Annotated in this window: 13 protein-coding genes and 1 pseudogene; 6 read left to right on the forward strand and 8 right to left on the reverse strand. The window is 56.7% G+C overall.

Annotated elements, in window-relative coordinates; translation table 11 throughout:
• Window positions 1-47 precede the first annotated feature (47 nt).
• Complete coding sequence (locus AB9K35_RS11535; protein ID WP_369926215.1) at window positions 48-914, forward strand: sulfotransferase domain-containing protein; 867 nt, start codon at window positions 48-50, stop codon at window positions 912-914.
• A 48-nt stretch (window positions 915-962) separates the two neighbouring features.
• Here AB9K35_RS11535 and AB9K35_RS11540 read toward each other — a convergent pair whose 3' ends face one another.
• The 5 genes from AB9K35_RS11540 to AB9K35_RS11560 form a co-directional block, all read right to left on the reverse strand.
• Window positions 963-2,177, reverse strand: coding sequence for a glycosyltransferase family 4 protein (locus tag AB9K35_RS11540; RefSeq protein ID WP_369926217.1), 1,215 nt, complete (start codon window positions 2,175-2,177; stop codon window positions 963-965).
• Between the two features lie 50 nt (window positions 2,178-2,227).
• Window positions 2,228-3,232, reverse strand: a complete 1,005-nt coding sequence (locus AB9K35_RS11545) for an NAD-dependent epimerase/dehydratase family protein (protein ID WP_369926219.1) — start codon at window positions 3,230-3,232, stop codon at window positions 2,228-2,230.
• A 2-nt stretch (window positions 3,233-3,234) separates the two neighbouring features.
• A complete protein-coding gene (locus AB9K35_RS11550) occupies window positions 3,235-4,803 on the reverse strand; it encodes an FAD-dependent oxidoreductase (protein ID WP_369926220.1) in 1,569 nt (522 codons plus the stop codon).
• Window positions 4,804-4,806: 3 nt separating this feature from the next.
• The gene (locus AB9K35_RS11555; RefSeq protein WP_369926235.1) at window positions 4,807-5,568 is read right to left on the reverse strand and encodes a class I SAM-dependent methyltransferase; all 762 of its coding nucleotides are present in this window, start codon (window positions 5,566-5,568) and stop codon (window positions 4,807-4,809) included.
• A 288-nt stretch (window positions 5,569-5,856) separates the two neighbouring features.
• Window positions 5,857-6,570: an IS30 family transposase gene (locus AB9K35_RS11560; protein ID WP_369926222.1), complete on the reverse strand. Its 714-nt coding sequence runs from the start codon at window positions 6,568-6,570 to the stop codon at window positions 5,857-5,859.
• A gap of 192 nt (window positions 6,571-6,762) precedes the next feature.
• On the opposite strand from AB9K35_RS11560, the gene AB9K35_RS11565 reads away from it, so the two are divergent.
• Window positions 6,763-8,139 (forward strand): ISNCY family transposase, encoded by a 1,377-nt coding sequence (locus AB9K35_RS11565; RefSeq protein WP_369926224.1) that lies wholly within the window; start codon window positions 6,763-6,765, stop codon window positions 8,137-8,139.
• Here AB9K35_RS11565 and AB9K35_RS11570 read toward each other — a convergent pair.
• The gene (locus AB9K35_RS11570; protein ID WP_369926226.1) at window positions 8,125-8,850 is read right to left on the reverse strand and encodes a hypothetical protein; all 726 of its coding nucleotides are present in this window, start codon (window positions 8,848-8,850) and stop codon (window positions 8,125-8,127) included. The genes AB9K35_RS11565 and AB9K35_RS11570 overlap by 15 nt on opposite strands.
• A gap of 235 nt (window positions 8,851-9,085) precedes the next feature.
• Here AB9K35_RS11570 and AB9K35_RS11575 point away from each other — a divergent pair, with 235 nt between their 5' ends.
• A complete protein-coding gene (locus AB9K35_RS11575; RefSeq protein WP_369926228.1) occupies window positions 9,086-10,096 on the forward strand; it encodes an IS30 family transposase in 1,011 nt (336 codons plus the stop codon).
• A 40-nt stretch (window positions 10,097-10,136) separates the two neighbouring features.
• Here the strand turns inward: AB9K35_RS11575 and AB9K35_RS11580 are convergent.
• Window positions 10,137-10,286 (reverse strand): annotated as a pseudogene (locus AB9K35_RS11580) (IS3 family transposase); the annotation flags it as partial.
• A gap of 129 nt (window positions 10,287-10,415) precedes the next feature.
• Between AB9K35_RS11580 and AB9K35_RS11585 the strand changes: the two are divergent.
• From AB9K35_RS11585 to AB9K35_RS11595, 3 genes are all read left to right on the forward strand, one after another.
• Complete coding sequence (locus AB9K35_RS11585) at window positions 10,416-10,778, forward strand: hypothetical protein (protein ID WP_369926230.1); 363 nt, start codon at window positions 10,416-10,418, stop codon at window positions 10,776-10,778.
• 558 nt (window positions 10,779-11,336) lie between these two features.
• Window positions 11,337-11,747, forward strand: coding sequence for a hypothetical protein (locus AB9K35_RS11590; RefSeq protein WP_369926232.1), 411 nt, complete (start codon window positions 11,337-11,339; stop codon window positions 11,745-11,747).
• A complete protein-coding gene (locus AB9K35_RS11595; RefSeq protein WP_369926233.1) occupies window positions 11,731-13,026 on the forward strand; it encodes a hypothetical protein in 1,296 nt (431 codons plus the stop codon). Before AB9K35_RS11590 ends, AB9K35_RS11595 begins: the two co-directional genes overlap by 17 nt.
• Before the next feature lie 464 nt (window positions 13,027-13,490).
• Here AB9K35_RS11595 and AB9K35_RS11600 read toward each other — a convergent pair whose 3' ends face one another.
• Window positions 13,491-13,598 (reverse strand): transposase domain-containing protein, encoded by a 108-nt coding sequence (locus AB9K35_RS11600; protein WP_369923920.1) that lies wholly within the window; start codon window positions 13,596-13,598, stop codon window positions 13,491-13,493.
• Window positions 13,599-13,600 lie beyond the last annotated feature (2 nt).

Consider the following 13,600-nt stretch of genomic DNA (forward strand, 5'->3'; position numbering starts at 1 on the left):
ATCATGGCAGCTTCATGCACTAGTTTGCAGCTTAAGGAGGCCCAGCCATGAGCAGCACGATTGTTCCGGATGTGATCATCATCGGCGCGATGAAGGCCGGAACAACCAGCCTCTATGAATACATGGCCGGACACAGTCAGATTGGGGTTTCCGCCGAAAAGGAAGTGGATTTCTTTGTCTCCGGGAAAAACTGGAAACGCGGCATCGGCTGGTACCACAGGCAGTTTTCACCAGGCTTCAGCGTCTATGCGGAAGCCTCCCCCAATTACACCAAACGGGAGCTTTTCCCAAGCGTACCCGAACGGATCGCAAAGATCATTCCGGATTGCAAGTTCATCTATCTAGTTCGCGATCCGATCAAACGGGCCGAAAGCCACTACCGCCATGCCGTTTTAAGCGGCTCAGATGTGCCGTCCGTTGCCGGTCTTTCTGGCTCTCCCGCCATGCAGCATCTGCTGGCGACCAGCAGCTATGCTGCACAGCTCGCGCCGTATCTTGCCCGGTTTCCGCCTCAGAACTTCCTGGTCCTGCGTTTTGAGGATCTCGTGCATGAGCCCAGGCAATTGCTAAGCACCGTGGCAGCTTTCCTCGGGGTCCGCGATGAATGGCAGCAACCCGGGACAATCGCCGCCAATTCTTCGGACACATTGGCGCGGTTACCGCTCTGGGTTTTCGCAGCCCGGGAGACCCGCCTGGCCTCTATGCTGAAGCGCTTGCTGCCACGCCCGGCCTTCACCTTTTTGAAAACGCTGATCAGCACAGGGGGGAAAGTCCGCCATGCAGAACCCTTTACCGACAGTCTCAGGGCTGAAATGGCCACGCTGCTGCAAGAGGACCAAGCCCGGTTCCAGGAGATTTTGAAAGCCGTAGATGCCACACGCAACAGCAGCGGACAGCAACCGGATACGCCCTAGGAACAGGCCAACACGCTCCGTAGCAGCCGGTTTCTTGTATCAGCAATCCTAAACCGGGCCCTGTTCCGGACAAGAGGGCGCGGCAGCAGCCCTTTTGAACCCCACTTCGGCCAGCAGCGCGCGTATTTTTGCCTCATAGATCGGGCGGGCATAGGCTCGACTGTAAAGCTTGCGCGCATTCCCGGCCCGCCGTTTGGCTTCATCCGGGTTGCTCAGCACTTCGCTCATCCCTCTGGCAATCGACTCCGGTGACGACTCGACCAGAAAACAGCACGCCTCATCAAGCACCTGAGTATGCGACCAGATCCGTGTCGCAATCAAAGGCTTGCCGCTGGCCAGCTGTTCATAAATTTTCAATGGGGTATTGGTGCCGTCAATGCGCGGGGACAGCAGCACATCCGCCTCCTTGTTCAACCACAGCGCCGTTTTCTTCGACACCCGGCCCGTGAACAGACATTGGTTGGACAGGCCTTCCTCTGCGGCCAGCGTTTTCATTGCCGCAACCTGCTCCGGGGTGCCGCCGGCCAGCACCAGACGGGCGTCCGGGTGCGCGCCGGTGATCCCGGCAAACGCCTTGATGACGCGGTCGATACCCTGATATTTTTCAAATGTGCCCGCATAAAGCAGCGTTGGGATTTCTGCCGAAAACACAATATCTTCCGCCTCCGAATCCACTGCTGCGGGCGCATCCGGCGTCGCCGCCAGCCTGACGTCTTCAAAGATCGAATTCTCGATCAGGAAGTGTTTTTTCTCCGTAACCCCCTGTTGCAGAGCATAATCCCGCAGATCCGGACAAATCGTAATTACCGCATCAGCAGCCTTCAGGCAGCTGTCTTCCAGAAACCGGAACATCCCAATCAGCAGCTTTGATGTCGTGAACCCGAAATTCTCCAGCTGCTGGGGCAGGCTGGAGTGCATGTCATAGATCAGCCGGAACCGGAACAGGGGTTTCAGGGCTCGGCACCAGAATACCGCTTCCTCATGGGCATGCACCAGCCGGTAGCGGTGCCTGATAAGCAGCCCGATGGTCCAGAGCAGAACAAATATGTCCAACAACAGCTTTTTGATAGACGGGCCGACCGGTACAGGCTCGAGAAACGCAATGCGCGGGATCCGCAGGACCCGGACACCTGGAATATCGACGTCTTGCCCAGGATGATATGTCAGCAGATCAATCCTGACGCCCTCCCCTGCCAGCACCAGCGTCCGGTAATAGACGCTGAAAGGTGTGCCGCGGGGGGTGAAGAACGGATGCGGCGCCACGACAAGCATATCCGCGCGACGATCTGCCTGCGGGCTATCCCGGTTACCCATCAGAGCCACCCCTTCTTGATATACCAGTCCGTTGTATCGGCAAGCCCGCTCTCATTTGTACAGATATTCTCATACTCCGTATGCTCCCGCATCTTCGAGGTATCAAACGCTCGATCCTTGGTAAAAAACGCGACCCGCCGCCGATAAATCGGGGGCTCAATCCCCAGAGGTTTGCAAATCCATTCACAGATATCGCCGGCGATGAAAAACGGCGTGACCGGCAAACGCAGGATCACCGGCACCGTGTTCAGCTTTTTGGCAATTATACGGATCATCTGCTCAATGCTGATGGGATCCCGGGCACCACAGATATAGACTTCTCCTGCGGTTTTCTCATGCGTTGCAGACAAAATCATGAATTGAACCAGATCCTGCACATGCACCAGATGATAAAGCCCATTGCACCCGTAGCCCAGGATCGGCACCAGCGGTTTCTTTGCCATCTTGAAGACTTTTAACAAACGCCGGTCTCCAGGGCCGTAAATAGCGGCCGGGCGGATCACGGTCAGCGCCAGCCCCTCTTTCTCGGCGAACTCCCTGATCCAAAGCTCCGCTTCGACCTTGGTGTCCTGATACTGATCCCCCGGTGCAAAGCGGTACTCCTCATTTGCCGGCGGGTCCGCGATATGGCCATGAACACCAATGGTCGAGACGTGGACAAACCGCTTGAATCCAGGGTTCTTCAACGCCGCCTGGGCCAAGTGCCGGGTGCTTTGCACATGCACTTTCCAATAAACATCATCGCTGATTTTGGCTTCCCGGTAGGCCGCCGCGGTATGGAAGATATAGTGCACGCCTGCGGCCGCGCGGCTGCCCACATCTTCGCTGAACACATCGCCTTGAAAAATTTCCAGCGGCAGGTCCTTAATGCCATCTTGCCGCGAGGTTTCGCGGACGATCGCGCGCACCGTAGCCCCGGTGGCGCATAGCGCCCTGACCAGATGCTGTCCGGTAAATCCGGTCGCGCCAGTCACCAATACAACATCACCCTTTCCAATACTCATATTCAAACCGCCTCCAGACAGTTGATCAATGTATTTTTGAAAGCCGAAGGGGGCAGCCGGTCCAAAACCCGCTGGGCCTCTTCTTGCTGCTGACTAACCGACCATCCGAAATGCCCGGCCAGGGTGTGTAAAACCAAACGGAACTGCTGCGCTCCCATCCTGCCTAACACAAGGTCGTTTGTTCTGCGCAGGACAATGTCGCTGAAGCTGCTCGCCTGGGTATGCTCAACATGCGTTGCCACAAAACCGCGCAGCTGCCCGTCGGACAGGCCGTATGTCTCATGTGGCATATCCGGATAGTCCGGCAGCGGCGTCTGGCGCGTCCGACAGCGGCGGCGCTCATTCCATTGAGCCAGCAGCCGATCGACAGCTCGTTCTGCGACAAGCCGGGCGGTGGTCCATTTGATGCTGACAATAGTAAATACGCCGCTGATCCCATCCGTGGCCGCATGGTCAATGATCTTGCTTTCATGCAGCTTCGCGCCGTCTTCGGCGACATTGCCATCCCCCGGGGTCAACCCCTGATAGCAATACAGGATGTCATCCAACGTCAGGGCCATCTCCGGGCAGGCGGCATTAAACTCATCAACAAATGCAGCAATTTCATCCGGGTCAGTTTCCAGCCCTGCCGGGGGCCCGCGGTATGTAAAATGCGTTGTGCCGATGACCGCCTTGCCCTGCCAGGGCACGACAAAAAACATCCGCTTGGCGGTGTCGATCCGGGAGTCGGACGCCCGGTTGCTTTTGACAGCCAGCGCATAGGGCAGGGCGGGTTTGTCAGTGACAAGGTTCATGCTTTTGACCAAGCCGATCTGCAGCGACAGCCTGGAGCCGCCCGCCCGCCCGATCCAATCCGCTGCCCAGGGTCCGGTTGCGTTGACAACGGAACGCGCCCGTATCGCTAAGGGCATGCCTGTATGCATATCATGCGCCTCGAGACCGCAAACGATCCCGCTGTCCCCAGCGCTGAAACACAGCTGCCCAGCCTGTACACGGTTGGCCACGCAAGCCCCATGATCAACGGCTTGCCGTAAAATCTGCAGCACCGCTTTATCAGCAAGGCCGACCTGAGCATCCGCCCATAGCGCGCCGCCGCTCAGGGCCTGGGGATCGATGCCCGGAGCAAGCGCCCGGCAGGCGGCCGCGCCCATCAGCCTGCCCTTCGGCCACCCTGGCCTGCTGCCGTCGCAGAGCGACACAAAAGCATGCAGCAGCTCGAACAAACCGATCCCGACCCCCAGCGCCAGAGGTCCTCGCATCCCATATCCGTAAGCAGGCATTAGGAACTTCAAGGGGTGAACAAGATGGGGGGCCGTTTTCAGGAAAATCTGCTGTTCGCGAATGGATTCCATGGCCCGTCTGAAATTCAAGTGCTGGAGATAGCGGATGCCGCCATGAATGGTCTTCAAGGAGTTATGGCTGGTCGCACTGCAGAAATCCGCCTGCTCGATCAGGGCGACGCTCAGCCCCCGCAACGCCGCGTCCCGCGCCACGCAGGCGCCCTGGATGCCGCCACCGATGACAACCAGATCAAACTGACGTTCCTGCAAGAGAGATAGATCACGCTTCATCGGCTACCCAGCACTGTCTGGCTTTCGCACAAAAGCAAGCATGTGATAGCCGCTATTGCGGGTCAGCCGGGCTGGAAGGGCATGGAACAAGTCCACAAAAAGAGTGTTGTACACCGCCGCCTTCCAACCTGTGTGCACTTCGGTTTTCTTGGGGAACCGGTATAATCTTATTTCTTTTCCGGGAAACGGCGCCGTCAGCTCCCGGAACCCGCGCAAATCCGTTTTGTGAAAAACCGGCGCATCCATATAGTCGATCTTCACACCCGCAATACGGTGCAGAAAATACAGCCACGAGCGCCTGTTGATCATCATCAGCAGTGCGGCGGCGCCAGGTTTCAAAACCCTGTGGACCTCATGCACCATGTCCTCTGGCGAGGGCGTGAAATGCAAAACCGTGTGGCAATACACGAAATCAAATGCATTGGAAGGCAAATCCAGCGCTTCGCCGTTCATCACCTGAAAGCGCCCCTGAAGCCCCCGCCATTCGAAATTTTTTTTTGCAAGCTCAATAGCTTGATTTGAAATATCTATGCCGGTAACATTGGCACCATGGGATGCAAAACGGGCGGTATCGGTTCCCAGACCGCATCCGATATCCAGAACCTTCTTGCCCGCATAGCGTTCAAACCCGGCCACTGCAGGTAGGTAATCAAGCTTCTCGAAGCGGTAGCGCTCCACCTCTCTAAAGAAGGCTTGCGTCCCAACCTGCAGATGGCTGGCCACTTTCCAATTGGAAACGTTTTGGTCCCAATACCCCGAGATCATCTTCAACGGCTTACACCACCTGTATCTCAGCGCCTGGCCTGACTATGGTGCCTGCACTGTAAAACCCTTCAAACCTCATTAGCAACATGGGGCGATGACGCAGCTCGGCACGTTTTCTTTGTATTTCCTCAAGCTTCCGACACTTCAAAGCTGCTTGCACCCTCATTGTTTTCTAATAGGAGTCCGACTTCAGAGTAGCGCGCTCCCGTGAAGGCTCAAGGGTCGTTGCGACGTTTCCTGCTATCTCAGTTTCATAATTTCGGCCCTGAAGGCTTCAGCCGGTGTGCGCTAACCGAGGCATTTTCTGGGTGTGCCGTTCAAGCGGTCGCAAATCGCCTTCATTGAGCGATTTGAGAGCGCCGCCACAGGCGTATCCCGTGGCAGGTAGCGGCGCGCCCGCTTGTTGAGGTTCTCGACGGATCCTTTCTGCCAGGGCGCCTGGGGATCGCAGAACCACGCCTCCGTTCCGATCCCAGGCTTGAGCTTGCGCCAGTTCCGGAACTGGATCCCCCTGTCGAAGGTGATGGACCGACGCGTCGGCTGGGGCAAGGGTTCCATGACGTCCATCAGCCGGTTCATCAGGTGTGTGGTGCTTCTGTCTTGGTTTCTGAACAAGACAGCAAACCGCGTCTTTCGCTCTACAAGCGTGGCCACGTTGGCATTGCCCTGGGCGCGTTCGAAGATCATCAGATCGCCTTCCCATTCGCCGAATGTCTCGCGGGACTTCACGTGCTCCGGAGGCTGTTGAATGGAGCGCTCCGGCGGGAAAATGGTCGAAAAACCAGGACCGTCTCTGGCAGCCGCAGATTGGTGCGCGGTCACACCATAGTAATCACTCAGGTACGGCAACCCGCGGTCTTCGAAGCGGTTGCGCTTGATCTCGCGATAGACAGTGGATCGATGCCTCCCGAACGCGCCTGCAATTTTGCTCACTGGCATCTTTGCGTTCAGCATATCTTCGATTGCACACCGTTCATGCAAATCAAGCTCTGTATGCGCCATCTTCCATTCTCCTTGCTTTCCAGCAAGATAGGGAATTGTCGCAACCCAATCTAGAATATGCCCGCGCACACAAAAAATATCATAATATTGATTACACCGCGTATATTTGTACGCGCAAAGTTAAAATGTCCCACATCTGCAAAGTAGAAGTGTCACACTCTGCCCCAATGAGAACAGGCAGAGGTTGCAGGCATGGGATGGATTTTGATGAGCGAGCGCGAGCTGAATCGGATCGAAGTGTTGAGCCAGGTGAGCCAAGGCCGGATGACGGCGACGACAGCGGCAAACGTTCTGGGATTGAGCCGCAGGCAGGTTCATCGGCTTCTGAAGAAGTTCCAGACCGATGGTCCGGCCGCGCTACGCCACAAAGCGCGCGGTCGGGATTCGAACAATCGGATCGATCCGGCGGTTCGCGAGTTCGCGGTGACGCTGGTTCGTGAGAATTACATCGACTTCGGGCCAACCTTTGCGGCGGAGAAGCTGGAGGAAGATCACGGGCTGAAGGTGTCGCGCGAGACCCTGCGCAAATGGATGCAGGATGCGGGGATTTGGTTGTCGCGCAAACAACGCCGGACGTTTCACCAGCCACGCTTACGTCGGGAATGCTATGGCGAACTGATCCAGATCGATGGATCAGACCATCACTGGTTTGAGGACCGCGGCCCTGCCTGCACCCTGCTTGTCTTCATCGACGACGCCACAAGTACTTTAATGCAGTTGCGATTTGTCGAATCCGAGAGCACATTCAGCTACTTCGAAGCACTTGAGCTTTATCTGACGCAGCACGGTCGCCCGGTGGCGTTCTATTCCGACAAACACACGGTTTTCCGCGTGGCCAATCAGGCGGCGAAGTCAGGTCATGGGATGACACAGTTCGGGCGTGCCTTGAACGAGCTGAACATCGAGATCCTCTGCGCCAACTCTTCACAGGCCAAGGGTCGCGTCGAACGCGCGAACCGGACGCTACAGGATCGGTTACTGAAGGAACTCCGGCTCGCCGGGATCAACGATATCGAGGCGGCCAACGCCTTTCTTCCGGGTTTCACGGAACGCTACAACGCCAAGTTCGCCAAGCCCCCGCGCCGCCCGGACAATCTGCACCGAGCGCTGAACATTGAGCCGGACCGGTTGCGCGATGTGTTCTGTTTCCGCGACCAACGCTATGTCGGCAAACAGCTTTCCTTTTCCTATGAACGCAAACGGATAATGCTTGATGAGACTGAGATGACGCGCGGCCTCGTGGGCAAATACGTGGATACATTTGCGTTTCCGGACGGGCGGTTGGAGATCAGGTGGAAGGGCATGTCGCTCCCCTACTCCGCTTTCGACAAAGACCAACGTGTGACGCATGCAGCCATCACCGAGAACAAACGCCTCGGCGCCGTGTTGGAGTTCATCAAGGCAGAGCAAGAGAAAGACACGCCGCCGAAGGCAAAACCCGCCGGCAAACAGCGCACGCGCTACAAGAAGACAGGCCGCAAGCCGCCGGGGCGACCTTCGAAAATGGAGGGCTATTACGCGCGCCGCCGCGCCGAACGTGAAGCTGCCGCCATCTCAGACAAGGCGTAGTACGGCCTGGCCATCTGTGTCGAGCTTGAGCGCGGCCTGCCAGAGCGGTGTTTTGTAGTAAGTACCGTCGTCCCAGAGCCTCACGCCCTCCCGGTCTTCCCAGAGCAGGCCCAGCCAGCACAGGGGCCGAATGACGCAAAACTTGAAGGCGAACCGCACATTGCTGTGCTCGGGATCAAAGCCTTCCTTTTCTTCCCAGCCATAGAGCGTCCTGAGAAGATGCGCCAAGGTACAGCCGGTGCGCGCCTCGACATTGATTACATTCAGGAAGATGTCCCAGTTGCCCAAGGGGCCGCCACGCGCCTCCATGCGCTCATCATGGATGGAATGATAAAGGTAATCCGGCGCCACCAGATCAAAGAAGGCATCCGGTGTCTCGGCCAATGCTCGACCCTTCTTTGTCGCGACCAACTTCCCTTTGTATTGGCGCAAGAGCTTCCGATAGCGCAGGAGATCATGTACTGGCCACAATGGCTGCATATCATGCTCGTTGAGGACTTTGTTCATCTCAAACAGCTCCGACGCTGTATATCCCGGCCAATCGAACTGATCTGCGGCCCAATGCACGAACTTGCGGTTCATGGCCCCGGATTTGGTCAGACCGATCCCGCGATTCTCGTCGGCAAAGCGCAATGTGAAGATCATCCCACGCACAAGTGGCGAGTGTTTCAAGACATCGACATCGTCATGAAGTTTGAGCAGCGGTAGCATGCCGAAACGCTAAACCCGAAGCGCCGCGCCAGCAAACCGCAAAGCCAGCCAGGGCTGCGATATCTGAGGTCTCCGCCCTGTCAGGCTTTGCTCCTCTCAGCGCCCAGGTGGGACATTTCTGCTTTGCGGAGCGAGGGACATTTCTACTTGGTTGCAACAATATTTGTACGCGGGTGGATTCACATCCGAAGTGCAAATTCTGTATCAAAACAGATGTTTGCATGGAGGCTATTGAATGGGACGCAGTTACCCTCACCTGAGTTTGGAAGAACGCCGGAAGATTGCCAAGTGGCGTGAAGCCAAAATGCCGGTGCCTGAGGTCGCAGACCGGCTGGGCCGCGCACCGTCTACGATCTATCGCGAGCTGAAGCGCAATCATTACGACGACAAGGAATTGCCGGAGCTGAACGGCTACTACGCGCTGAACGCCCAGGAAATGTATGAGAAGCGTCGCGCCATCCATCGTAAAATGATCGTACATCCCGAACTGAAGGAGGCCATCGAAGACCGGCTCAAGGCTGGTTGGTCGCCCGAACAGATCGCAGGCCGGATGCGGCTGGAGCGCCATCCGATCCGCGTGAGCCATGAGACGATCTACCGTTTTGCCTATTCAAAGGATGGCCGCGAGGAAAAGTTCTATCGCCATCTGCCAGACCATCGAAAGCGCCGCAGACCGCGTGGGCACCGGCGCCACAATCGAACTCACATCTTCGACGTGCAGAGCTTGTCTCACAGGCCTGACCGCATCTCAGAGCGCGTAGAGTTCGGTCATTGGGAGTGCGATCTGATGATGTTCCGCAAAGAACATGGAAAGGTGAACGTGACATCGCTCGTCGAGCGCGTGAGCCGGTATGCTGTCGTGATGCGCAATGAAGATCGTCGTTCCAAGCCAATCATGGAGGCGCTTGTCCAAGGGCTGGCTTCCCTGCCCGCCGACGCACGCCAGTCGATCACCTTCGACCGCGGCACGGAGTTTTCGGCCTGGCGCCATCTAAAGGACGGCATCGGGGCGGACAGTTGGTTCTGTGACCCGCAAGCTCCGTGGCAGAAAGGTACCGTCGAGAACACCAACAACAGGCTGAGAAAATACCTGCCTCGCTCGACTGAGCCGACGGCGCTGACAAACCGATATTTAAGGTCGGTTTGCCACCGCCTCAATTCCACCCCACGCAAGTGCCTCGGCTACAAGACACCAGCAGGAGTCTTCGAAAGTAAGCTGATGGAAATCCAGAACCGTTTGGAATAGAAAGACATATCAGGAGTTGCGCTTCAGCGTGAGTTCACAGGCACAGCTCGGCAATGCTGTCTTCGCCCTTAAGGCCGTCCAGCACGATCCTGATCTTCTCTTCCGCTGAATACTGCTTCCGGGTGGCGCGGCGGATGTCCTTGACGACCTTCTCGCCGTGGCTCTTACGTGTTCCGGGTTTCTGTCTCATCTCCACTCCTTGGTGGTTACGATGTGCCAGAAACCCTCTCTTATCAAATCACCCTAAACTGTCCCATTGGCGCTGACGTCAAACAATCCTAGGAATCTAGGAGCCTAGGGTTTCAGATTGAAAGGCAAAATGATGACAGATGAGGGTGCTGCTCTACGCGCGCTTCCGAAGCTGTTTGAGCTTTGGCAACTCACTGATGAGCAAGCGGCTGCCCTTCTCGGCGTCACTGAGGAGATTTGGATCAAGCTTCAATCTGGAGACCACGATGGCCTCCTCATAGCGGCAGATATATGGAAGCGAGCAGACGCACTGTGCAGGATCCATGCCGCGCTGAGAGTGATCCTGATGCAGCCCCGTTGTAACAACTGGGTGCATCGTCCGAACAAGGCGTCGATGTTCGCCGGTGAGACTGCCCTGAAATTTATGATCGAGGGTGGTTGGCCAGCGATTGAGAGAGTGCGCCGCTATCTCGATGCAGAATTGACCTCCTAGCATCCTAGGGTGATAGGACGGCTCTACAGCACGTGCCAGCGGCAGCCCGAAAGGGGCGGCAACGGCGCATATGGGGGATAACTCATTGAAAAACAAAATTTTGGTGAATTTCGGTCCATTTTGGTTCGCTTTGCACCAAATGTATTGATTTCAGTGGCTTAGTCCAAAAGGCGAGGCCAGGCCGCTCTGCGGCTGAGAAGTCATATGCAACGTATGTTTTACATTATGTCGCCTTAGACGTCACAATGTAAAACATACGTTGCACAGCGAAGGCTTCGATAACGGAGCGCAGCAACACGCTTTGCGGACACGCCCTATTTTTTTGGATGAGGGTTCCTACCTGGGACCTGGCTGGCTCCCTGACATTGCTCAGATGAGCGCCATTTGTGGCTCTTTAACGTTTCCGAAACCTCCTCTGAAAAGCTCTCTATTACGACAGCCAGTCGTGTTGCTAACCGCCGCTTCGCGTCGTCTGCGCAACATCCTGGCAAGGGGGCTGTGCCCCCGTTGGCCCCCGGTGAGGTTCCCTCACCCAACCATAGAGAGCAGGCAACAAGCATGAGCCGATCAGAGAGCAGACAAAAACGAAACCTGTTGGGCATCCGTCTAGATGACGATGTCTATGCACGTCTCGTTGCAGCTGCCCGTCGACATGATGTCGCCCCCACCGCCTATGCCAGACATCTACTCACCCAGGCTGTTGGCGGTGAGCCTGACAAGGTCCTCCCTCGCCCTCGGCGTGGCTCCAACCGCAAAATCAATGAGAGCGCTCAGGCCGCCATCCAGTTCGCTGGCCAGCTGGGAGCTGTGGGCAACAACCTCAACCAAGCGGTCGCCCAGATTCACACGGCCCGCAAATCCGACACCATTGATGAGAACCATTACCGGCAGCTCCAGGCAACTCTGAGTGATGTGCAGGCTCTCTATTCTCAGATTCTGGAGGCGCTCTTAAATGATCATCAAGAGTAGCCGAATACCAGTCAGCGACACCGCCAATATCGCAGCATATTTCGCGGCCGAGGGCGAAAACGAGGAGATCTCGTGGCTCCAGGGCACGCAGGCTGAGATCCAGCTGATGGGTATCACTGCCAAACTTGCTGGGCGCGCTTTCAGTGTCAGACACGTCATTGTCGCGCCAGGTGAGAAACTGAGTGGCAACGAGCTGGGACAGATCCTCGATAACGTCTGTCAGGAATATGGCGTCACCGAAAATATGAGAGAGAGGATCACGGCCGTGGTCCACAAGAAGCCTCGCGAAAATGATGCAGGCTTCGAATATCATTACCATTTTGCGATCCCAGAGGTGGATACTGAGACCGGCCGGGTCTTGGATTCCAAGTTCACACACATGCGGAATGAGAAGCTCAGCAGGCTAGCAGAGCTGCAAACTGGGCACGAAATAACCCCCGGCCGCTTCAATCGCGAGGTCTACGATGCCCTCAGCAGAGAACGCCCAGATCTCGATCTATCTAGGTACCAGGCTGCCCTGGAGGATGCGGCCGAGGCATCAGGCATGGAGCGAGCTGACTGGAAATCATACCGAGCTGAGAGCAGCTACACCTCGACCGGTCACCAGGTCATAAAGCGCAAAGCCAAGGCCGCTGGCGTCGAGTCTGATCTATCGCTGCCGAAAATCAAATCGTTGATGAGATCCTGGGCATCACAGCGAACACCCGAGCAGTTCATCGAGCACGTTCTGGCCAGCGGATATGAGCTCAGACCAGGCAAAAAATCAGGCATCTGGCGCCTCTATGGGCACGGCCACGACCTGGGATCCCTCGTCCGTCTGAGCGGGATAAAACGTCATAAAATTAAAGAAATTATGGAGCAAAAATATGACAACACCAATGCCACCAAAGAAGCCAAAGCGAAAAGTGGACCCAAATCGACCGCAGCTGAGCCAGCCGGAATTCGCGATGCTGGAGTAGGCCAGGGACGGAGTGAGGTACCTGGTTCAAGCACTGGATCAGGACGACCCAACGGATCCGGGCGACAACAAAATGACAGAGCTACTGGAGGTGATCTCCGGCAACATGGAGATCATCATCGATCAAAACCGCCGTCTATTGAGCGCTCTCGGAGTATCAAGCGACGGTTCAACAGGCTGAAGGGCGGTCATGCCGTTAATAGGATCCTAGGATCCTATTCTGGTGGCAGCTCATTCGTGATGGCGCCGCTCGACCCGAGCGCGTTCGACGTGCTCGCTCAGTGGGCTTCGCAGTACAGAGCAGGTCACAGCCGAGACTGATGCCTTTAAGAATTTACAGGTTGGTGGTTGCTGATCAGTGAGAATGTAAATGTATGGTCTGGAAAGATGAAACCCGCTGGCTTCTAACGAAGCAGCGGGCCCACCTGGTAACTCGCCCCCGTAGCTTGCGCCGAGGATGAAGCGTCGAAACTCCACCTCGACCATACACCTCGATGGCCACCCAGGATCACACCGTTGAAGGCGCTGAAATTACACCACGTCCATGGACACTAACCATTCCTGCTCAGCCCGTGACATTTATAGATAGGTGCAACATTCCGGCCCGCAGGCGGCGACACATTCAAGGTGCAGATTCTGCATCGAAACAAACGCTTGCATGAAAGCCGCCGGATGGGGCGCTGCGCCCCTCGCCCGGGAGGCGAGACCGCCGCAAAAACGCCAGGCGGCGTGCAGCCAGAATGCCGCCGCCTGAACTGTAAGCGCTGTCTGCGCCCCACGCGGGATCAGCTTGACGTGGTGAAGTTCCAGGGCAGCAGCTCGTCGATCTTGCTGGCCGGGTGACCGGAGGCGATCGCTTCGAGGGTCGCCTTGAGGTAGGCGAAGGGCTCCACGC

Source organism: Leisingera sp. XS_AS12 (assembly GCF_041224635.1).
GTDB lineage: Bacteria > Pseudomonadota > Alphaproteobacteria > Rhodobacterales > Rhodobacteraceae > Leisingera.